The organism is Lapidilactobacillus mulanensis, assembly GCF_003946215.1.
In the GTDB taxonomy this organism is placed as follows: domain Bacteria; phylum Bacillota; class Bacilli; order Lactobacillales; family Lactobacillaceae; genus Lapidilactobacillus; species Lapidilactobacillus mulanensis.
This window is the reverse complement of record NZ_RHOW01000028.1, coordinates 1-21,543: the sequence shown is the minus strand read 5'-3', so window position 1 is coordinate 21,543 and position 21,543 is coordinate 1. Positions and strand designations below refer to the sequence as shown.

The window sequence follows — 21,543 nt, the reverse complement described above, 5'->3', positions numbered from 1 at the left end:
GTGAATTAAATATTTTCAGATGTTAGTTGATGACTTTGCAGTATTGTGTATCTTGTTTTCAAGAAGTATTGACAGAAGGTTTTGGAACTCCAAAATATCATCTAATCGGAGGCTTTTCTAAATGTTATCGAACTTTACAATTTCTGCATTCGCAGATGAAATTTCACCAGATTTAAAGAAACAAGTTGAAACTTTGCGAGCTAATGGGATTAGCCACATGGAATTACGTGGAATTGACGGTAAAAATGTAAGCGAATTTACCGCTGATCAAGCGCAAGAGTATAAAAAATATCTCGATGCTTCTGGTATTAAAGTTTCTAGTTTAGGATCACCAATTGGCAAGATCAAGATTGATGACGATTTTGCGCCACAACTAGAATTATTTAAACATGTTCTCGAAATTGCACAAATTTTTGAGGTGCCTTATATTCGCATGTTTAGTTTCTTCATCGACAAAGACAAGAACGCAGACGATTATCGAGATGAGGTGATCAATCGCTGGCGTCAATATATGGAGGCAGCTGAGGCTTATCCACAAATCACCTTGTTGCATGAGAATGAAAAGGAAATCTTCGGCGATACACCAGAGCGTTGCTTGACACTATTACAAGCGATCAATAGTCCACAATTGCGTATGGCTTTTGATCCGGCTAACTTTGTTCAGTGTGATGTTGAAACCTATCCGCATGCATATGATTTACTGAAGGATTATGTCAGCTATGTCCATATTAAAGATGCTAAGTTTGAAGATCACGAAGTTTATCCTGCTGGATTTGGTGATGGTCATGTTGCTGAAATCTTGACTAGTTTGGCAAATCGCGGATTTGAAGGTTATTTATCGATCGAACCTCATTTGGGTGATTTCAAAGGCTTCTCACAATTAGAGCTAGGGAATAAGCATCTGCAGACTAACCCCAAAGATGGTGCCGAAATTTTTGATGTTGCGGCTGCAGCTTTAAAAAAGATATTGGAACCTAAATACGAGTGGAAATAGTAAGGGAGTTCTGAAGCAATGAAGCAGTTAAAATTTGGGATTATTGGTATTGGTAACATGGGCTCAGGACATGCGCTTTCAATTATGGCAGGCAAAGTTCCAGAGCTCAATCTGGTGGCGGTTGCCGATCGTCGCGAGACTCGTCGACAGTGGGCTCAGGACAACTTACCAAATGTAAAGATTTTTAACGAAGGCACTGACTTGATCAATAGTGGTCTCTGTGATGCCTTGATTATCGCAACACCACATTATCAACATCCGGTGTTAGCACAAGAAGCTTTTGCTAAAAAAATCAACGTTATTTCCGAAAAGCCAGCTGGCGTTTATACGAAGCAAGTTCGTGAGATGAATGAAGCTGCAGAAAAATCTGGTGTGACTTTCGGAGTGATGTTTAACCAACGTACCAATTCTGTTTATCGCAAAATGCGCGAATTAGTTCAGAACGGTGAGCTTGGCGAAATTATGCGGGTCAATTGGATCATCACAGATTGGTTCCGCACCCAGTCTTATTATGATTCCGGCGATTGGCGGGGTACTTGGGCCGGTGAAGGCGGGGGTGTTCTGTTGAATCAATGTCCTCACCAATTGGATCTATTGCAGTGGATCTGTGGAATGCCTAATGAAATTCAGGCATTTGCGCTGACTGGTCATTGGCATGATATCGAAGTTGAGGATGATGTGACTGCCTATCTGAAATACCCGAATGGTGCGACTGGCGTCTTTATCACTTCTACTGGGGACTATCCTGGAACGAATCGGTTCGAAGTTAGCTTAGAAAAAGGCAAGCTGATTTGTGAGAACGATAAGCTGACCCTGTACAAATTGGATGACAGTATTCGAACAATTTGCAAAACTTCGAAAGAAGGATTTGCACGCCCAGAAGTTTATGTCGAAGAGGTCGAAACAGACGGTGAAAATCCACAACATGTTGGGATTTTACGTAATTTTGCGCGGCACATTCTAATCGGTGAGCCGTTGATCGCGCGCGGTGAAGAGGGCATCAATGGACTGACTGTTTCCAACATGATTCACTTATCATCTTGGCTGAAACGTCCAGTGAGTCTGCCAATCGATGAAGATTTATTTTTATCGGAACTAAACAAACGCCGTGCCGGTTCAAAGGCGAAAAAAGAAACAGGTACAGACACAACTGCAAATTTAAGTGGGACGTATTAAGGAGCAAGGATAAATGCTTAGAGTTGGGATCATTGGTTTAGGAACAATTTCTGCCGTTCATTTAGCTGTCATTAGAAAATCCGCGCAGGCCGAATTAGTTGCAGCATGTGACATCGATGCAAGTAAAGCTGCTGATGCTCCTGATTGCCATTTTTATCAGGATGTCGAGGAAATGTTAAGCCAAGAGAAGCTTGATGTCGTTCATTTATGCTTACCACATTATTTGCATGTGCCAATGGCGTTGTTGGCGAACCGTTATCATTGTCATGTACTCACTGAGAAACCTCTTGGATTATCAGTTGCAGATGGTGAACGTTTAGTACATCCTGAGAATCCAGAATATAAAATCGCTGTTTGCTTTCAAAATCGATTTAATCAGACGACGATTAAACTACAAAACATTCTTGCTGAAACGCAGGCTCATGTGATTGGTGGTAAAGGATTAGTCATCTGGAATCGTGGTCAGGATTATTACGATGCCTCTCCTTGGCGTGGGACGATTGTAGGGTCTGGGGGTACTTTGAGTAATCAATCCATTCATACCATTGATCTGTTGCAATTATTTTGCGGGCCGTTTGTAGATTGTCGCGCCCAACTATTGCATTTAACTGACATGAAGATCGAAGTTGAAGATAGTTCTGTGGCAAATCTACATTTCCAAAACAATGTGCGTGCCTATTTTAATTCAACCAATTCATACGTCACTGATTCTTCGGTCGAGTTAGAAATTGTAACGACTGATTCCAAGTTTGAGATTCGCGATGGCGAGTTGACGGAGACTCTTAAAGACGGTGAATGCAGATTATTAGCCAGTGACATGCCAAATACGGAGTTCAAATCTTATTATGGTTCCAGCCACGGTCGACTGATCGAAGCCTTCTATCAATCTATTCTTGAAAATACCTCCGATTACATTTCTGTTCCAGAAGCGTTGAAATCATTGGCAATTATCGATGCCATGGTTCAGTCTTCGGAGGACAAAGACACAGTCAATGTGACCAGATAGCGTAGAATAAGAACGTGTATTAAAAGAATACTTCTGAACACAGATCCCTAATCATTGAGTTTAACCCCGAAACGTGGTATAACTTTATAAGTTAAATTTAGTTGATGGGGGAATCGTTAATTCATGGCAGAAGAGACAGAAACGGCACCAAATTCTGAATTTAGTGTTGGTGAGAAGATTAGTATTCGTAAAAGCCAGGAAGTGCCTCTGAGTTTTAAAGGCACGATCACGAAGCTTTACGAGAATTCTGCATTGGTTTCAATCGATTCATACGAAGATAAATATGAAGAAGTTGCTGCTGACTTGCAAAATAAAACAGTCGTTGGATTTAAACACATTCGTCCTGTTGATAAAAAAGCGCCAACTACTCAACCTGAATAGTTAATGACGGAAAATAAAAAAGTTGAAGCGTAATTGCTTCAACTTTTTTTGTGCCTAAATAAATTTGGAAATTGATTCAATAATCTAACTTACTTGTTTGCAAGAACTGATGAAAACGTAGAATATCATCATCAGACAAGTGACCTAAACTTTGATGTAGCGTATTGAGTGGCAACCAAACTGGGTTTGAATAGGTATCGATCCATGATGGGCGCGTTAAACCGCTTCGTTGCCAATCGGTCACTTCAAAATACTTGTGCTTTACTTGTGGTGATTTCTTTTGATATTTTGATGTAATTTTGTAAACCAAAACTTGTTTTTCGTCAATTGCGACAACTAGAACTGGTCTGACTTTACCAACTTGTTTATCTGTGTACACCATGAAATGGGTCGTTAAATCATTCGGCTTCATCATCGAACCACGCCTCAATATCTTTTTGATCAGTTAAGTGTTGAGGGTTTTGCGAGCGAGCAATTTCACTGATTTCTTTGGTTGCAAGCTCAACTGCCTGCTTTTTTAACTGTAAATATTCGATATAATCTTTCTTAGAAATCGCAATTACACCAGAATTTGGTCCATCTTTTTCAGACGCAATGGTTATTTCTACCGGTTTATTTTGAGCGAGAATTTCTTTGAGAATCGCACTTTGATTCTTGCGGAAATTAGTTGGTGAATAGACGTCGATTGCGGTCATCATAAGCGCCTCCTTTGAATACGTTTATTATGACACGATTGCGTACTTTATACAAACTTTATGATGTACGCGATGCTTTTAAAAAAATCATTTCAAGTTTGTCGTCTCGGACACAAAAAATCACAACAAAATTCCGAGGTTAGGGGAATCTTGCTGTGACTTCTGGTGGTGTTTAAATGTTCACTTAAGCTTGAAAGTCTTCTAAAGTCTTGCTAAATGGAACGAGGTCGAATGAATCATAAGTCTGGTTAAATTCATCGATTTCTGTCTGACTGAATTTCTTAGGATCGAGTTTCAGTTGTTCAACGGGAATAGGGCGCTCATCTGCAATTTTAACGTCGATGACGACTGGTTCAGTTGCGGTCTTGGCAAAGTTGAAGGCCTCGACTAATTCGTCGTGGTTCGTCACTTTAAAGCCTTTAACGCCATAGCCTTCTGCAACCTTGGCAAAATCGACGGATTGGATATCGACACCATAATGACTTTGTTTCGTGTCATCTTGCTCAGCTTTGATGAATCCGAACGAATCGTTACTTAAGACGACGTTGATGACAGGCAAATGATATTTAGCCATGGTCACCAAATCTTGTGCCACCATGGTAAAGCCGCCGTCACCACTGATGGTGAAAACTTGACGTTCTGGAAAACTCAATTGTGCTGCAAGGCCACCTGGTAAAGCGTAACCCATGGTCGCAAACCAACCAGAAGTGGTGAAACTTTGTTTAGGATTCATGTCTAAGAAACGCAAGCTGTCGATCGTCACGTTACCAACGTCGATCAAGAATGCGGCATCTTTTTTAGCAATGCGATTGATTTCTTTGAAGATCGGCTCAACGCGCATTGGTGTCTTGGTCGATTGGCCCATTTTGTCGATCCAATCATGCCAATTTTTATTGTTAGCGAGATTAGCTTGATACCATTTCGATGCGGGTTGTTTTTCACCCTTGGCAATTAACCCGGTCAAGGTTGCTTTAACATCTGCCAAAACAGGGAAGTCCACGTGATGACGCTTGCCAAACTTGCTTGAGTCAATGTCGACTTGAACAAATTTAGCAGCCGGATTGAAGAAGTAGCCCGCAAATGGAAAGTCGCTCCCCATGAACAAAATTAAATCAGCAACTGCCAAGGCTTCGATGGCCGGTTTGGTGGCAACGCGGCCTGCAGAAGCTAAGTACGCAGGGTTGCTGTCTGGCACGATGCTCTTTGCTAAAGCAGAAGAAGTAATTGGCAGTTGATACATTTCTGCAAACTTCTGAACTTCCTCAGAAGCACCGCGCGTGCCTTGGCCAATATAGATGATCGGACGTTTGGCGTCTTTAAGTAAACGCAAAATCTCATCGATATCTTTGTCGGCGGGTTGGGGAAGATTGACACGATAATTAGCGGCTGTCGATTCAAACGTGTCGGGAATATCTTGCCAGCCTAAATCAACGGGGATAGTCACAACAGCGACACCTTTTTCTTTATAAGCGTGGCGAATGGCTTGGTCGACAACACTTGGCAATTGTTCAGCTGTCATAACTGTTCGATTGTAAACAGAAACGTCGGTAAACATTGGATTCTCATTCATCTCTTGGAAATAATCCGAGTTCATTGTGGCCGTTCCAACTTGACCGATCAAAGCGAGGACAGGGACGTGATCCATTTTTGCGTCGTAAAGGCCATTAAACAAATGAGTTGCGCCAGGTCCAGCTGAACCGAAAGTCACACCTAATTTACCAGTCACTTTTGCGTCAGCGGAAGCGGCGATGGCGCCAACTTCTTCGTGACGAACTTGAATATATTTGATTTTCTCGCGCTCAGTGAAAAACGCGTCCATGGATGAATTAAATGAACCACCAGGAATGCCGTATAGATGATCAACACCCCAGTCTTCAAGAACTTTTGCCATTGCAATACCAGATTTAATTGTTTTTGTCATTATCGAAACCTCCAGCTAATAATTTCTTACATAAAGTAAGTATAAGCGGTTCAAGTTGATAAATGCAAACGATTTTACTCGACAACTATGATATTGGAAAAATTTCGCAAAATTGCCAAATAAAATAAAAAAATTCGTCGTGTTTTGCGTAACTAATAGTGGGCAAGCAATTATGAGGAGGTCAACATGAAAATTTATGCGCTGAAGATGAAATACGAGTTACATCAAACGACTTTTTACGGGTGGTTGCGTGATCAAGGGCTTATTGTCAAAGAACAGACAGGTTATGTTGTTGGTCCAAATGGGGCGGACATGATGGAAACGCTGACGGATTATTTCCTGGATTCAAACGGCGAGATTGCCAAGCGAACACAGGTGGGTGTGATCCAGTCTCAAGTCCAGACGTTATTGGCGATGTATCTTGATTCAGGGCTGCCAAAGCTTTATGCACCATCCAAAAAAGATGACAAGAAAGTTCAATTAGAAAGCTTAGCAGCCGATTTGAATCGCGTGGATCAGCGCGTCGTTATTTTAGAAAAACAAATCTTGATTTTGATCAATCAATTAGCGACGACGGAAGTACACGCATAGTCTCATTGAATGCTCTTTTTGAATCGGTAATTTTTTAGCTGGTCTCGTGCAGTGATAGTCGATTTCGGCTATAATGAAAGGATATTATTGTCTTTTCAAACACGAGGAGTGAAAGCATGGCAGACTTTGCAGAATTAACCTACCAACGACCAAATTATGAATCAATTAAAAGTGAATATGACCAATTATTGGCGGCATTAAACGGTGCCGATGATCCATTGACGGCGACGCAAGCTGCATTGGCAATCAGTAAATTGAACGAGCAATTTAGTTCTCAACAAATGTTGTCTATGATTCGTCACAGTGTGAATACGTTGGATGCTTTCTATGAAGGCGAGAATGATTATTGGGATGAGAATGAGCCCAAGTATGATGAGCTGACCGCCAAATATTATCAGGCATTGATTTCATCGCCATTTCAAGAGGCGCTTCATCGTGTGTTACCGGCGCCACTTTTTAAAATCGCAGCCAACCAAGTTAAAACTTTTTCCAGTGAAAATATTCCCTTGATGCAGCGGGAAAATAAATTGATCAGTCGTTATTCGAAACTGATTGCTTCGGCACAAATCGAGTTTAATGGTGAAACCTATACACTGCCACAATTAGGAAAATTCAGTAGCGATCCTGATCGCCAATTGCGCAAAGCGGCTAGTCTGGCAGTGGCAAAATGGTATGCGGATCACGGTGCAGAATTCGATGATATTTATGATCAGTTGGTTAAGATCCGCACGCAAATCGCGCACCAACTTGGCTATCGTGATTACGCGCAGATGAGTTTGGATGCGCGGGATCGCTTCGATTATGATGATCAAGACATTGCCAATTATCGCGAACAAATCTTGAAACAAGTGGTGCCTGTCGCGACTGAAATTCATGAGCGTCAACGCCAACGTTTAGGTCTAGATAAACTGGAATTTTTCGACGAAGGGTTTACGTTTCCTAGCGGGAATGCGGTTCCTGAGGGAACTTCCGATGAATTAGTGGCGAAGGCAAACGACTTTTATCATGAACTATCTCCAGAAACGGGACGCTTCTTCCAAATGATGGTCGATGATCATAATCTCGATCTATTGAGCCATCATGGCAAAGAAAGTGGTGGCTATTGCGAATATTTACCTGCGTTCAATACGCCTTTTATTTTTGCAAACTTCAATGGTACTTCTGGTGATGTAGATGTCTTAACTCATGAGACTGGTCATGCTTTTCAAGCGTACCAAGCACGCGACACCAACGCGTGGGAATGTATTTTCCCCACGACAGAAGCTGCCGAAATTTTCTCCATGAGCATGGAATTTATTGCTTATCCGTGGATCGATAAATTTTTCGGTAAACAAACGGCTAAATATGAATATGATCATTTATCTAGTGCGCTTATTTTCCTACCTTATGGCGCGCTAGTCGATCATTTCCAAACAGAAGTGTACACACACCCAGAGTTGACACCGAAGCAACGTAAGGCAACTTGGCGTCGTTTAGAGAGGCTTTATTTACCTGACCGCGATTACACAGAAGTTCCGGAACTTGAAGAGGGGATTTTCTGGTATCGTCAAGGCCATATTTTTGAGGTGCCATTTTATTATATTGATTACACGCTAGCACAGGTTGTGGCGTTTGAATTCTGGCAACGATTCAATATTGATCGCGATCCCCAGGCCTGGTCAGATTATCTCGCTATGGCACAAGCAGGTGGTAAGAAGTCGTTTATCGAATTGATCGAACTTGGTCATTTGCAGAGCCCATTTGCCGAAGGAACAATTGAACATGTTGTTGAGCAAATTAAAACAAAATTAGCGGCAACTTCCGAAGCTGATTTACAATAATTAAGATTATCAAAGGAGTTTATCTTTGGCTAAATTAGTTTTGGTTCGTCACGGCGAGAGTACCGCTAATGCAGAAAATATTTATACAGGTTGGACCGACGTGGATCTGACGACTCGTGGAATTCAACAGGCTCATGAAGTGGCTCGACTTTTACAGGGGATTATATTTTATCCGACGGCTGTGCATACGTCAGTTTTGATTCGAGCAATCAAAACCGCCAATATCATTTGTGAGGATCTTAATTGGCTTTATTTGCCGATCACCAAAACCTGGCGATTAAATGAGCGTCATTATGGGGCATTGCGCGGTCACAATAAAGACGATTCGCGCAAAGAATATGGCGAGCATCAAGTGGCTTTGTGGCGCCGTAGCTTCACGGCTATTCCACCGTTGTTAGCAAAACGTGATCATGATCGTCGATATGCAAATATCGATCCGTTTTGTGTGCCATTGGGCGAAAGCTTGGCGATGGCCAGCAAGCGTGTGTTGCCGTATTTTCAGGATAAAATTGCACCCGCATTATTGGATGGGCACGATCAATTAGTGGTTGCGCATGGCAGCACGTTACGCGCGCTGATCAAATATTTAGAAGCAATTCCCGATGATCAAATCGATGGCGTCGAAGTTGAAAATGGTCAGCCAATCGTGTATGAGTATGATGAGCATCTGAAATTATTGAGGAAAGATATATTGTCGTGATTCTTTTTGAGATATTTATGAAGGCTTTATTTACGTGAGGTAGGATTTAGCTTGGCCCCCTTCAGAACGTTGCAGAAAATAGTTGTGCCTCGCCGTGAGGATGACTTTTAAAACACCTAACTGATTCTTGAAGGCTTTGTTTACGTGAGGGTGGATTTAGTTTGGTTCCGTCAAAACGCTCCAGAAAATAGTTGCGCCTCGCTGTTGGGATTGTGTTTAAAATTCCTAACTGATTCTTGAAGGCTTTGTTTACGTGAGGTAGGATTTAGTTTAGTTCCGTCAGAACGCTCCAGAAAAATGTTGCGCCTCGCTGTGGGGATGACTTCAAGCCTTTGCAAAATCGGCAAAGTCTTGAAGATCACCCTTGTTCTAGCGGGACTTGGGTTTGGCGTGTAACTGAATTATTGTGCACTTTATCCTAGACCATTTAAGAAATAGGTTGATCCCGCAAGAACAATTTCACTGCGAGGCGCAACTTTTTCTTCCGCGTTCTGACTAATCTCGGCGGGTTTATAGTGGTGACTCTAGTCAACGTCTAGTCCTGTGCGACTGGTTTGTACCGCAACCGTTTTTTATAGAAGCCGAAAGGCGGACTTGCTCATCATTCAGACTTTTAGTTCAACTGTTTAAAGTAAAGGCAACAATGTAAATCATTCTTGAGGAACCCTGTTATTCATATCCTAGCCTAAACGAAATAAGTTTAGGCAGAAGTTGCGGAAGAAAATAGTGGGATTGCAGTGGTAATTTTGTTAATGAGCGGTTTTTGCGAATTTACAAAATGGGAAAATGTGAGATCCGATGGTTTTCCGGAGCTCACATTTTAGGCGGAAGAATTTCCGGCCTTTGGAAATCCTGCAGCCGTCCCCACAGCAACCTCCCACTATTTTCTGGAGCAATTTCTGCCGAAGGTAGATTTGCTTTTACGTACTAGAAAGATATTTCAGTTTTTAATTGTCTGAAAGCTGTCCCCACAGCAACTTCCCGCTATTTTCTGGAGCTACTTCTGCTGAAGGTAGACAATTTTTGCAAAACAAAAGAAGCTCAAGAAAAGTGATTAACACTCTTCGGAGCTTCTTTTTAATAGTCAATTATTATAGCGCTAAGGCGCCCATTGGATCCCAAGGTTTGAGAACAACTGGCTTGTCATATTCGTCAGCTTCAACTTTTTGTTGTGCAGCTGAAAGATATTTACGGTTGATAACGACTTGATAAACATATTCGTCGAACCAAGAGTCGCTCATAATGAAGTAGCCCTTGAAGTTGCCAGCTTTTTCACCCCATGAGTTTTCAACCTTCCACTTAGTTGGCTTGCCGTTGACCAAATCAACACCAGTCAAGACCATAGCGTGAGTCATCAAGCTTTCGCCGTGATCCAAACGTTCCGCCTTCGTCATGGTCAGGTCAACGTCTAATAAATCGTCGCGTTGATAAACGTTGGTGTCCATGATACCTTCTTTTCGATCAGAAGATTTGCCAACATCAGAACCAAACCAAACTGTTTCGCCAGCTTGGAGTTGTTTAACAGCCAAGGCTTTGAAATCGTCGATCTTCAAGTTCAAATGACGAACTTGACGGCCGCCGACAACGTTACCCAATAAATCAACGGTGTAAAGATGATCGTAAGGCTTGTCTTCAGTAGGTGAGTTGATCAATGAAAGATAGTCTTCAAGATTCCAACCTACAAATTTGTTGAAGAAGCTTTGTGGTGTCAAATCTTTTTCGATGTGATATTGTTTGTCGTCATCTGTGTATTCCCAGTCGAATTTAACGGGTGGTTTGCCAAGCGCAAACACTAAAATACGGTAGACTTCGCTCAACATTGCTTCTTTAGCATCGCTAATTTCTACCTTAGATTTGCCAGCAGCAACTTGTTTGCGTAATTCAACGGCATCTTTACGCAACTTCGTATTTAAAGTTGCGTTTAATTCCATCGAGCGAGAACTGTTGTAAGTTTCAGGCATTACTGACTGAGGAACCAAGCCATATTTTTCGATCAAGGCACAAAGCATATCCCATTGGCCGCCATCTTGTTGAGGTGTAGCCATTAAGAAATCAACTTTGCGATCGCCGAGTGGCAAATCAGCAGTTGCAATGACGTTTTCATAGAAGAAGTTTGATTTTTCAAACTTGTCCCAGAAGTTCGTGTAGTTTTGTGATAATTCAAAACCTTTGATCTTGAATTGATCTTGTAATGGATGGCGCATCGTATTCAATGCGGCAAACATCCAGCAACGGCCAGATTGTTTCTGGTTCGCAACGGCACCGGTTTGAATTTCAACGGAGAAATTAGGGGTCATGGCAACATCAGAGGCGATGTTACGGCTAGAAGCTAAAATTCCGTTTTGAGCAACAGTGTTGGCAATTGCGTTTGATTTTGGTGATTGATCAAAGTTTTGAGCAAATTTTTCAACATTTGCAGTAGTAATTTCTTTACTCATAAATAAGCCTCCAAATTCTAATAGTTACAGTTAATATCGTAACTCTTTTCTGAAAAATAGTCTAATTATTTTTTAATAAAAATCGCACGTTATGAATAAAATGAATTTATCTGGGGGCTTGCAAGATTTCGACACCAGTTTCTTTACCAACGACGACTTGGCTGACGACATCCAAGAACAAACCGTGTTCAACAATGCCGGTCTGATGATCTAGCCAATCGCCAAGTAGGTGTGGGTGTTCGATCACGCCAATGTGCAGATCGATCACGAAATTCTTGTTGTGGGTGCGCATGCGCTCGCCGTTGGCATTCAAGCGATATTCGGGTTGTAAATTCTCAGCGGCTAATCGCTGGAAAAGTTTGTTACTGCCAAAAGGGATCACTTCAAGCGGCAATGGAAATGCGCCTAAATTCTGGACTAGCTTGCTTTGGTCGACGATCCAGACGTTACGTTTGGAATTCAGGGCGACGATTTTTTCTAAGAGATGCGCAGCACCGCCACCTTTGATGCCTTGGAAGTTCGCGTCGATCTCGTCGGCACCGTCGATCGTTAAATCTAGCGTAGGTGCGTCATTGATATCGATCATCTTAATGCCGAGCTCAGTGGCTTGTTGCGCAGTACGCGAGGAGGTGGCGACACCAGTGATGTGCAGATGTTCTTCTTTAACACGCTTAGCAATGGCTTCGACGAGAAAAAAGACGGTCGATCCTGTGCCAAGACCTAACATCATGCCATCTTCCACGAATTGTGCTGCCTGTTCAGCGGCGGCTTTTTTTAAGAGGCTAGCGTCCATTGACAATATCGTCTCCTTTAGGATTAAGGTAGTAGACATCGGCGTACTCAGGTTTCCGGCCGAACTCCATTTTCGCGTAGCTACATAATGGAATGATTTGTTTGCCATCTTGACGCGCTTTTTCGACCACTGCCAAAATTAATTGACTGGCGATACCTTGGCCGCGCAGTGAAGGATCGACGAAAGTGTGGTCGATCGCGTAAATATCTTGGCCGGTTGCTTCTTGAAAAGTGACCTCTGCAAGTAAGTTCTGTTGCGGATCCAACAAATAGAAACGTCCTGGTTCATATTGAAAATCCATTATCTTCATCCTTTCTTGACTCATCTGCTTATATTCTACCGTAGTTTGAGCTTGCCGACTATCAAAAGGGTGCCAACCGAGTAAAATAATCTTGTCCTGGCTGCTCAACTGTTCAAAGTGACGAGAATATGCTCAGTGGTTCTCTCATTAATTTTGTAAAAGTTGCAATCTTTCATTGCGATTATGATATAATCAACAAAAAATGGTCTAGGTCTGCAAATGAATTCATTACAACGTTCTTACCAACGAAATATTTCTTTAAGTCTCTGGTTACAAGTTTTCGCCAATTTTGGTATCGCCACCCTTTGGATTTTATATTTGACCCAACAAGGGATGAGCATGGTCGAAATTGGATTATTGGAATCTGTTCGGCAACTGACCAGTCTGATTTTTGAAGTGCCGTCAGGCGTTTTGGCTGATCGATTTTCTTACAAGTCTAATTTAATAATTAGTCGTGTGCTGGCGGCGAGCTCGGCGCTGTTGATGATTTATGCCACCAACTTCTGGGGCTTTGCGATCGCCATGATCGTGGCCGCCTTGAGTAGCAACTTCGAATCGGGGACAACTTCTGCCTTCTTGTTCAGTTCGTTAACGGCTTTAAAAAGGCAATCTGAATTTCTGCGCTACAATTCATGGATGTCTGGCGTGCTCGAAGTGACTGTCGCGCTGGGGCAAATGTGCGCAGGCTTTTTCGCACATCGGGGACTCGTGAAGACTTACTGGATTTCCTTAGCTTTCACAGCGGTGACCTTGATTTTGATCGGCTTCTTAAAAGAACCCGAGGATCGAGTGAAAGAAAAAGAACCACACACCAGTATTATCTCGATTCTCAAAAACGTTGGCGTTGCCTTCAAGCAGACGCCTTTATTATTGCGGTGGATGGTGCAGTACAGTTTCTTTCTCAGCTTATTATTGTTGTTTGATTTCTATTATCAATCTCAGATGAATGCTTTAAGCGGTTGGCTGATTTCGGTGATCATGTTAATTGGCACGCTGATTGATCTGCTAGGCGTCTGGATCGGCGCGCGACTGGGTAGCAGACACACGAGTTTGCAACTGCTGCCTTGGATCGTGTTGATGACTGGCGCAAGTCTGTTATTGGTCATTTTTAAAATCGACTGGCTCAATATTTTCATTTATACTTTTGCCAATGGATTGATGGCGGGTATCGATCCTGTTTTTGATAACGATATTCAGCAACGGATCCCGGCAAATGTTCGGGCAACCATGGGGTCAATTTCGTCGATGATCTATTCGGTCAGCGCCTTGATCGTGTTCCCAGCAATGGGTTGGTTGATCGATCAGTTCGGATTTATTCACAGTTTCATTGGACTTGGCGGTTTCATGCTGATCGGTGGTGTCGTGCTAGTGATCCGAAATAAAAGAATGAGTCGTGTGATCGGTGTTTAAGAAAATGTCGGTTCAATTTTTCGCCATTCTTCAGCGGTTACATTGTTAAATTCGGCTATTTGTAATAAACTATCTATATAATATGTGAGGAGGTTGATCATGATATGGATTGGAATCAATTGATTTCGTGGCAAAACCTCGCGAACTTGATCGATATTCTGGTTGTTTGGTTATTTATCTATCGACTGATCATGATCGTTCGTGGCACTAAAGCCGTTCAATTATTTAACGGGATCATTGTCATTGTCGCGATCAAAGCAATCAGTTATTATCTGAATCTACATACAGTTTCCTATATTGTGGACATGGTTATCAATTGGGGAGTTGTGGTGTTAGTCGTGATTTTTCAGCCGGAAATTCGGCGCGCGTTGGAACGAATCGGGCGCAGTCAATTTTTCGGTAGTAGTAGTCATCAAGCTCAAGAGGAGACCGATCATTTCATTAATGCGCTCGATAAAGCCATTCAGTACATGTCGAAGCGGCGGATCGGTGCGTTGATCAGTATTCAAATGAATACGGGACTTGAGGATTATATTGAAACCGGGATCGCACTGGATGCAGATGTGACCGGCGAATTATTGATCAACATTTTCATTCCCAATACACCATTGCATGATGGTGCGGTAATCATTCGCGATAATAAAATTGCCGTGGCTGCAGCTTACTTGCCGTTGTCTGAAAGTAACATGATCCCCAAAGAATTAGGGACGAGACACCGCGCGGCCGTCGGGATCAGTGAGGTCACGGATGCCTTGACGATCGTTGTTTCTGAAGAGACAGGTGAAGTGACGATCACTAAGAATAGTCAGCTGCTCCATGCACTCAGTCGTGACGACTATTTGAAATATTTACATGCCCATTTCGATAATGTCGAAGAACAGAAGAACTGGTTGCAGCAGGCACTCGCTTTTATCCAGAAAGGTGGGGCTAAAAAATGAAAGAATTCTTTAACCGACCTTGGGTATACCGGGTCCTTTCGTTGGGACTGGCTGCGTTGTTATTTGCTTGGGTGACTAGCCAGAACTTAGGCGCGACCCGTTCAAATAGTCAAACGCCGGAACAAACAGCCGTGGCGGACATCACGGAAACATTGAAAACGACCTTGCAAGTTGATTCCGATCAAGACACCTATTATGTCACCGGTTATCCGAAGCAAGTGTCGATTACGCTGGCAGGTCCAAGTGCTAATGTGATTGCGGCGCGAAATATGCGTAATTTCCGCGTCTACATCGATGTTCGCGATTTAAAAGTTGGCACTCACACTGTGAAAATCAAACAGACGGGTTTGAATCGGTCGCTGAAATATACCATCAAACCGGAAACGGTCAAAGTTAAAATTGCGACTCGTTCCGATAAGACTTTCCCAATCCAAGCTAATTATAAAACGAGTCGCATCGCGGAAGGTTATTTAACGGGAACGCCAAGCATTAGTCCTGCGACAGTGAGAGTTTCCGGTGCCAAAAGTGAAGTTTCTCGTGTATCCGAAGTTGTTGCGCAACTTGACATCAGCAACAATACGAAAGATAATTACGAGCAGGAAGTTTTGCTAGAAGCGCTAGATAAGAATGGTGATGCTGTTGATGTTCTGCTCACGCCACAAACGGTGCACGTTAGCTTGCCTGTATATTTACCGAGTAAGAAAGTGAAACTTAATTTTGAACAGAGTGGTAGTGGCGATGATGGTCGTGTTTATTCATTCGTTAGTTCTGTAACGCAAGTGACGCTATTTGCCCCGCAGAGTGTCTTGGATGACATCGGCAAATCGATCACGGTGCCTGTCAGTGTGAGCAAGGTAAATAGTAGTATTCAAAAGACGATCAAGATCTATAAACCAAACGGGGTCGTTGAGATCGATCCAAGTGCGGTGACAGTTAACATTCAAGTTACTCAAGTCAATGCTGAATCGAATAATACGACTAGTAGTTCATCTAGCAGGTCGACTTCATCATCTGAAGAAAGTTCCAGTGATGAAGATTCTGATTCAGACGAAAAGTCTAGTAGTTCTTCACAATCGTCTAGTTCGTCGACGAGTAAATCATCGTCAAGCAGTGATTCTGAATAAGCGGTAAGTAAGGAGAGATTTTTGATGGTAAAATATTTTGGTACAGATGGTGTTCGTGGTGTTGCCAATAAAGAGTTAACACCAGAGTTAGCCTTTAAGTTGGGCCGTGCCGGGGGGTATGTTTTAACACAGCATGCTGAAAAAGCTGCTGACCACGAGAACGCTGTACCACGTGTTTTAGTCGCTCGCGATACACGAGCTTCAGGTCAGTTACTCGAGTATTCTTTGGTTTCGGGATTATTGTCAGTTGGGATCGAAGTTTTGAAACTAGGTGTGATCACCACACCTGCTGTCGCTTATTTAGTAAAAGCACAGGGCGCCGATGCAGGGATCATGATTTCGGCCTCACACAATCCTGCTCAAGATAATGGCATTAAATTCTTCGGCCCTGATGGCTATAAGCTGTTGGACAGCGAAGAAGAAGAAATTGAAAAATATTTGGATACAACAGTCGATAATTTACCACGTCCAGCGGCTGAAGGCTTGGGAACAGTCGATGACTATCCAGAAGCTGCTCAGAAATATTTACAATTTATTGAGCAGACCGTTTCGGACGAACTAACAGATATTAAAGTCGTTTTAGATTCTGCGAATGGTGCCACGAGTAAACTCGTCAACCGCTTGTTTGCTGATTTGGATACTGATTTTCAAACGATCGCAACTTCACCTAATGGCTTGAATATCAACGATCACGTTGGTTCAACTCATCCAGAACAATTGGCTGCAAAAGTTGTTGAAACTGGCGCGGACGTTGGCTTGGCGTTTGATGGCGACGGTGACCGTTGTATTGCAGTTGATGAGCAAGGCAATATTATTGATGGCGATAAAATCATGTATATTCTTGGAACTTATTTCGCACAACGTGGCCGTTTGAAAAATGATACGGTTGTCACGACGGTAATGAGTAATATCGGCTTTTACAAAGCGCTTGAAAAAGCCGATTTGAAGTCAGTTCAAACTCAAGTTGGCGATCGTTATGTGGTCGAAGAAATGCGCGCTCATGATTATAATTTGGGTGGCGAGCAATCGGGCCATATTATCATCTTCGATTATCACAATACCGGTGATGGCATGCTGACTGGGATTCAATTATTGAACGTCATGAAGCAGACGGGTAAAAAGCTGTCTGAATTAGCAGCACCTGTTAAAACTTATCCACAGCGTTTGGTCAACATCAAAGTCAGTGACAAAAAACATTGGCGTGATCACGAAGCCATTGTCGCTGCAATCGATACTGTAGAAAAAGAAATGGCTGGTGACGGTCGTGTCTTAGTACGCCCTAGTGGTACGGAATCGTTGCTGCGTGTGATGGCAGAAGCACCAACCCAAGATTTGGTCGATCGTTATGTTGACCAAATTGCGGATGTCGTTCGCAACGAAATCGGCGTCGAATAAAAATCAAATCATTTATGAAGTCAGGCAGAAAATCTGTTTGGCTTTTTTTTGTGGCTTGTTAGGGGTGTTGTGGGAGTGGCGAGCAACCTTCTCAGACGGTTTGCAGAATTAGTTCAGTCTGAATAAAGAGGCTTAATTCACAATTGATTTTGGATATACCAATTATTGTAAAATAAATAGACCAATTTAATTAAATACTTGACAAACCCTTTTGATAATATTAAAATCGCAATTGTACCTATTTATTAAATCGTTCTATTGATATATACCAATTATGAAAAGGTGAATGTATATGTGCGGAATTGTAGGAATCGTTGGACAAAAAAATACGACCGAGATTTTACTTAAAGGTTTGGAGCGATTGGAGTATCGTGGCTATGATTCTGCGGGAATTTATGTGAATAATCAGAGCGGCAAAGATTATTTAGTTAAAACCGTCGGCAAAATTGCGGCACTGGAAGCTGAAGTTGCGCCGGAAGTTCAAGGCACGATCGGCATCGCTCACACGCGTTGGGCAACTCACGGTCAACCTAGCGTTGCGAATGCACATCCTCAATTTTCGACGTCGAAACGTTTTTACGTGGTGCACAATGGGGTGATCAACAATTATCGGGCGTTGCAGGATCAGTACTTGCCAGAAACAACTTTTGTCAGTCAAACGGATACTGAAGTAATCGTCCAAATGATTGCCAATTTTGTTGAAGAAGAACAGTTAGACACTGCGGCCGCTTTTCAAAAAACGTTGAAACTGTTAGACGGATCTTATGCTTTACTGTTGATCGATACACAACAACCGGACACGATTTTCGTCGGCAAGAACAAAAGTCCTTTGCTGATCGGTTGTGGTGCTGGTTTTAATTTGGTTACGTCCGACGCATTAGCGACTTTCGACCAGACGGATCAATATTTGGAATTGCGTGATCAAGAGATGGCGCAAGTTCAAGCCACGAGTGTTGTGATCAAAAATTTGAACGGCGAAATTCAGTCACGTGCGCGCACAACGATCAAGGTAGACGATTCCGATGTTTCAAAGGGAAGCTATCCCACATTCATGTTGAAAGAAATCGACGAGCAACCAGCGGTGATGCGTCGAATCAGCCAAGCTTATCTGAACGCAGACGGCGAGCCCCAAATTTCGTCTGAATTATTGCAGGCGTTAGCTCAAGCAGACCGATTATATTTTGTGGCCGCAGGAACGAGTTATCACGCGAGTTTAGTCGGTAAACGGCTGTTTGAAAAGTACACTGAAATTCCCACAGAAGTCGGTGTAGCCAGCGAGTTTGGTTATCATTGGCCGATTTTATCTCAACGACCATTCTTTATCTTCTTGTCGCAAAGTGGGGAAACCGCGGATAGCCGCCAAGTTTTGGTCGAAGCTAAAAGACGCGGGTTGCCCACGTTGTTGATTACCAATGCAGTCAATTCCACTTTAGCGCGCGAAGCCGACTATGTGCTAGCACTCCATGCTGGCCCAGAAATCGCAGTTGCATCCACGAAGGCTTACACTGCTCAAATTGCGGTTGAAGCTGTTTTAGCCAAAGCCTTGGGTGAATGGCGTGGAATCGATGCAGCACGCGAATTTGATCTTCAACAGCAATTAAGTTTAGCCGCGAATGGCATGGAAACACTCGTCTCGGATCATGAGACTTGGTCAAAAATTGCCGCTGAATATTTAACGGCTGTTTCCGACACGTTCTATTTGGGCCGTGGCATCGATTATGATGTGAGTTTGGAAGCAGCTCTGAAACTCAAGGAAATTTCTTACGTTCATACAGAAGGCTTTGCGGCTGGCGAATTGAAACATGGCACGATTGCCTTGATCGAGCCTGGCGTTTCCGTGATCGTCTTTATTACAGAAGAAACCACCGCAGCGCACACACGCAGTAATGTTCAAGAAGTGCGCGCTCGCGGTGCTAAGGTATTGATCATCGCCAGTCAGAATTGTCAGGAGCACACGGATCAAATGATTTTACCGGCGTTAACATCAGAACTAATGCCTTTACTCACTGGAGTTTGTGGGCAGTTGTTGGCTTATTATGCAACGCTTCAACGTGGTTTAAATGTGGACCAACCGCGCAACTTAGCAAAAAGTGTTACCGTCGAATAAACGATCGTTTGTGGCACTTCAATAAATCTAAATCAATTTTTCAAAAGCCATGACGAAATCTGTCTTGGCTTTTTTGGTGGCTTGTTAGTTTTTGTTGAATGATATTGGAGGCGGCGTCTCACTTGGGTGGTGGCATTAGTTCTGCTTGCTGAAAGATTCTGGTTGGGATTGTGGCTGGTCAAAAATACTGCGACGATTTTAGCGTGATTTTCAGGATTTTTCTATTTTCACTGTACTTTTTCAAACATTCCAGTAAAATGAAACTAAAGACGAACGCGTGGGAGAAATAAATGAAAACAGCTGTTTTAACAGATAGTGCTTCTTATTTGACACCGGCAGAGGCGAAAGCCATGAATGTGACGATGTTGCCGATCACCGTGATCTTTGGTGAAGAACAATATCTTGAAAATGTCAGCATTACTGGGCCGGAATTTTATCAACGTTTGCATGAAGAACCGCAGTTACCGACGACGGCTCAAATTACGATGCACCAAATGCAAGGTGCATTCGATGAATTGAGTGCGGCGGGCTATGACGAAGTGATCTGCATCAACTTATCGAGTGGGATCACCACGTTCTATGAAAATTTATGTGCCTATGCACCTTCAGTGACGAATATTAAAGTTTATCCGTTCGATTCACGCAAGGCGAGTGCCGGTGAAGCCGATTTAGTGCGTTACGCACAATATTTGGTTAATGAGGGTGAACATGCGGCAGAAATCATGCCTAAATTGCTCGATTTGCGGGCCACAATCGATTTGGATTTCATCGTGGATAACTTATCACATTTACTTAGAACCGGTCGCATATCGAACACCAGCGCCTTATTAGGCAATCTGTTACAAATGAAACCCATGTTGACCTTTGATGAAGATGGTAAATTAGTTGTCAAAGGCAAAGAGCGGACAATGCGTCGCGCATTCACGCATGCCTTGGCTGATTTCAAGGCCGCCCAAGAGCAGGCGGATTATCCGCTACAAGTAACGGTGATCGACGGGAATTCACCCGTTCAATCTCAGCAATGGGTCGACAAATTGCATGAAGAACAACCTGATTTAACCGTGATCCAAAGCCACATTGGCCCGACCATCGGTGTTCATGTCGGCGAAGGCATCATGGGTTTGTTGTGGTCGCGTGATTGGCGCAAAGAATTAGCAAAGGAAGGTTAGCCATGTTTAGTTATCGAGTGGATGATGACATTAGTCTAGCGATTTCGCGACGACAAGATGCCAAGAAAATATTTGAAGTGGTTGAAAAAGATGTCGACTATTTATCGAAATGGTTACCTTGGCCACGGTCATTAAAAACGGTCACGGATGAAGAAGATTCTCTCAAGTTGCTTTTGCTGCATTTTGGCCAAGGGGAGAGCTTGAATCTGGTTATTTGGTATCAGCATGAGATTGCCGGTTCGATCAGTTTCAATAAATTTGATCAAAAGAACCAAAGCTCTGAAATCGGTTATTGGCTTGCAGGAGATTTACAAGGTCATGGAATCATGCATCGTTGTGTCGAAGCGATGTTTACGATTGGTTTTACAGAATACGACTGTGAGAAAATTATGATCCGAGCTGCCACCGAAAATGGGCCTAGCAATCACGTGATCCAGAAAGCCGGGTTTCATTTCGATGGGGTTGAGCGTCGTGCTGAGAAACTCGAGCAAGGTTGGGTCGATTACAATTGTTATTCACTAAAGGTTGAAAGTTAATCTTCCAAGTGAATCCTCGTCATACGGGGATTTTTTCGTACAAAAATA

Annotated in this window: 20 protein-coding genes; 14 read left to right on the top strand and 6 right to left on the bottom strand. The window is 42.8% G+C overall.

Translation table 11 applies throughout. The annotated features are described in order from the left end of the window. Positions 1-121: 121 nt before the first annotated feature. The 4 genes from EKM67_RS07605 to EKM67_RS07590 all read left to right on the top strand — a co-directional run bounded on the left by EKM67_RS07605 (position 122) and on the right by EKM67_RS07590 (position 3,557). Positions 122-994 (top strand): sugar phosphate isomerase/epimerase family protein, encoded by an 873-nt coding sequence (locus EKM67_RS07605; RefSeq protein WP_125578424.1) that lies wholly within the window; start codon positions 122-124, stop codon positions 992-994. 18 nt (positions 995-1,012) lie between these two features. Then, positions 1,013-2,170 carry a Gfo/Idh/MocA family protein gene (locus EKM67_RS07600; RefSeq protein WP_125578423.1) on the top strand — a complete coding sequence of 386 codons (1,158 nt, stop codon included), beginning with the start codon at positions 1,013-1,015 and terminating at the stop codon, positions 2,168-2,170. A gap of 13 nt (positions 2,171-2,183) precedes the next feature. Next, the gene (locus EKM67_RS07595; RefSeq protein WP_125578422.1) at positions 2,184-3,176 is read left to right on the top strand and encodes a Gfo/Idh/MocA family protein; all 993 of its coding nucleotides are present in this window, start codon (positions 2,184-2,186) and stop codon (positions 3,174-3,176) included. 123 nt (positions 3,177-3,299) lie between these two features. After that, the gene (locus tag EKM67_RS07590) at positions 3,300-3,557 is read left to right on the top strand and encodes a DUF2187 domain-containing protein (protein ID WP_125578421.1); all 258 of its coding nucleotides are present in this window, start codon (positions 3,300-3,302) and stop codon (positions 3,555-3,557) included. 76 nt (positions 3,558-3,633) lie between these two features. On the opposite strand, the gene EKM67_RS07585 is transcribed toward EKM67_RS07590, so the two are convergent. From EKM67_RS07585 to spxB, 3 genes are all read right to left on the bottom strand, one after another. Then, a complete protein-coding gene (locus EKM67_RS07585; protein ID WP_125578420.1) occupies positions 3,634-3,972 on the bottom strand; it encodes a hypothetical protein in 339 nt (112 codons plus the stop codon). Next, complete coding sequence (locus EKM67_RS07580; RefSeq protein ID WP_164506607.1) at positions 3,956-4,255, bottom strand: hypothetical protein; 300 nt, start codon at positions 4,253-4,255, stop codon at positions 3,956-3,958. The genes EKM67_RS07585 and EKM67_RS07580 overlap by 17 nt, the downstream gene beginning before the upstream one ends. A 181-nt stretch (positions 4,256-4,436) precedes the next feature. Then, on the bottom strand, positions 4,437-6,173 hold the full coding sequence (spxB, locus tag EKM67_RS07575; RefSeq protein ID WP_125578418.1) for a pyruvate oxidase: 1,737 nt from the start codon (positions 6,171-6,173) through the stop codon (positions 4,437-4,439). Between the two features lie 186 nt (positions 6,174-6,359). Between spxB and EKM67_RS07570 the strand changes: the two genes are divergently transcribed. The 3 genes from EKM67_RS07570 to EKM67_RS07560 all read left to right on the top strand — a co-directional run bounded on the left by EKM67_RS07570 (position 6,360) and on the right by EKM67_RS07560 (position 9,284). Continuing rightward, positions 6,360-6,764, top strand: coding sequence for a hypothetical protein (locus EKM67_RS07570; RefSeq protein ID WP_125578417.1), 405 nt, complete (start codon positions 6,360-6,362; stop codon positions 6,762-6,764). A gap of 116 nt (positions 6,765-6,880) precedes the next feature. Then, on the top strand, positions 6,881-8,584 hold the full coding sequence (locus EKM67_RS07565) for a M3 family oligoendopeptidase (protein WP_125578416.1): 1,704 nt from the start codon (positions 6,881-6,883) through the stop codon (positions 8,582-8,584). Positions 8,585-8,609: 25 nt separating this feature from the next. Then, on the top strand, positions 8,610-9,284 hold the full coding sequence (locus tag EKM67_RS07560; protein WP_125578415.1) for a 2,3-bisphosphoglycerate-dependent phosphoglycerate mutase: 675 nt from the start codon (positions 8,610-8,612) through the stop codon (positions 9,282-9,284). A 1,091-nt stretch (positions 9,285-10,375) separates the two neighbouring features. Here the strand turns inward: EKM67_RS07560 and EKM67_RS07555 are convergent. The 3 genes from EKM67_RS07555 to EKM67_RS07545 all read right to left on the bottom strand — a co-directional run bounded on the left by EKM67_RS07555 (position 10,376) and on the right by EKM67_RS07545 (position 12,924). Continuing rightward, on the bottom strand, positions 10,376-11,722 hold the full coding sequence (locus EKM67_RS07555) for a C1 family peptidase (RefSeq protein WP_125578414.1): 1,347 nt from the start codon (positions 11,720-11,722) through the stop codon (positions 10,376-10,378). A 106-nt stretch (positions 11,723-11,828) separates the two neighbouring features. Then, on the bottom strand, positions 11,829-12,515 hold the full coding sequence (gene rpiA, locus EKM67_RS07550; RefSeq protein ID WP_125578428.1) for a ribose-5-phosphate isomerase RpiA: 687 nt from the start codon (positions 12,513-12,515) through the stop codon (positions 11,829-11,831). Beyond that, on the bottom strand, positions 12,505-12,924 hold the full coding sequence (locus EKM67_RS07545) for a GNAT family N-acetyltransferase (protein ID WP_225417347.1): 420 nt from the start codon (positions 12,922-12,924) through the stop codon (positions 12,505-12,507). The genes rpiA and EKM67_RS07545 overlap by 11 nt, the downstream gene beginning before the upstream one ends. 111 nt (positions 12,925-13,035) lie before the next feature. Between EKM67_RS07545 and EKM67_RS07540 the strand changes: the two genes are divergently transcribed. From EKM67_RS07540 to EKM67_RS07510, 7 genes are all read left to right on the top strand, one after another. After that, positions 13,036-14,226, top strand: coding sequence for an MFS transporter (locus tag EKM67_RS07540; protein ID WP_125578412.1), 1,191 nt, complete (start codon positions 13,036-13,038; stop codon positions 14,224-14,226). Positions 14,227-14,330: 104 nt separating this feature from the next. Then, a complete protein-coding gene (gene cdaA / locus EKM67_RS07535; RefSeq protein WP_125578411.1) occupies positions 14,331-15,164 on the top strand; it encodes a diadenylate cyclase CdaA in 834 nt (277 codons plus the stop codon). Next, the gene (locus tag EKM67_RS07530; protein WP_125578410.1) at positions 15,161-16,288 is read left to right on the top strand and encodes a CdaR family protein; all 1,128 of its coding nucleotides are present in this window, start codon (positions 15,161-15,163) and stop codon (positions 16,286-16,288) included. The genes cdaA and EKM67_RS07530 overlap by 4 nt, the downstream gene beginning before the upstream one ends. 24 nt (positions 16,289-16,312) lie before the next feature. Then, entirely contained in the window at positions 16,313-17,683 is a 1,371-nt protein-coding gene (glmM, locus tag EKM67_RS07525; RefSeq protein WP_125578409.1) for a phosphoglucosamine mutase, read from the top strand. Positions 17,684-17,975: 292 nt separating this feature from the next. Then, positions 17,976-19,790 (top strand): glutamine--fructose-6-phosphate transaminase (isomerizing), encoded by a 1,815-nt coding sequence (gene glmS / locus EKM67_RS07520; protein ID WP_125578408.1) that lies wholly within the window; start codon positions 17,976-17,978, stop codon positions 19,788-19,790. Between the two features lie 290 nt (positions 19,791-20,080). Next, positions 20,081-20,959: a DegV family protein gene (locus EKM67_RS07515; RefSeq protein ID WP_125578407.1), complete on the top strand. Its 879-nt coding sequence runs from the start codon at positions 20,081-20,083 to the stop codon at positions 20,957-20,959. 2 nt (positions 20,960-20,961) lie between these two features. Further along, on the top strand, positions 20,962-21,495 hold the full coding sequence (locus tag EKM67_RS07510) for a GNAT family N-acetyltransferase (protein WP_125578406.1): 534 nt from the start codon (positions 20,962-20,964) through the stop codon (positions 21,493-21,495). Positions 21,496-21,543 lie beyond the last annotated feature (48 nt).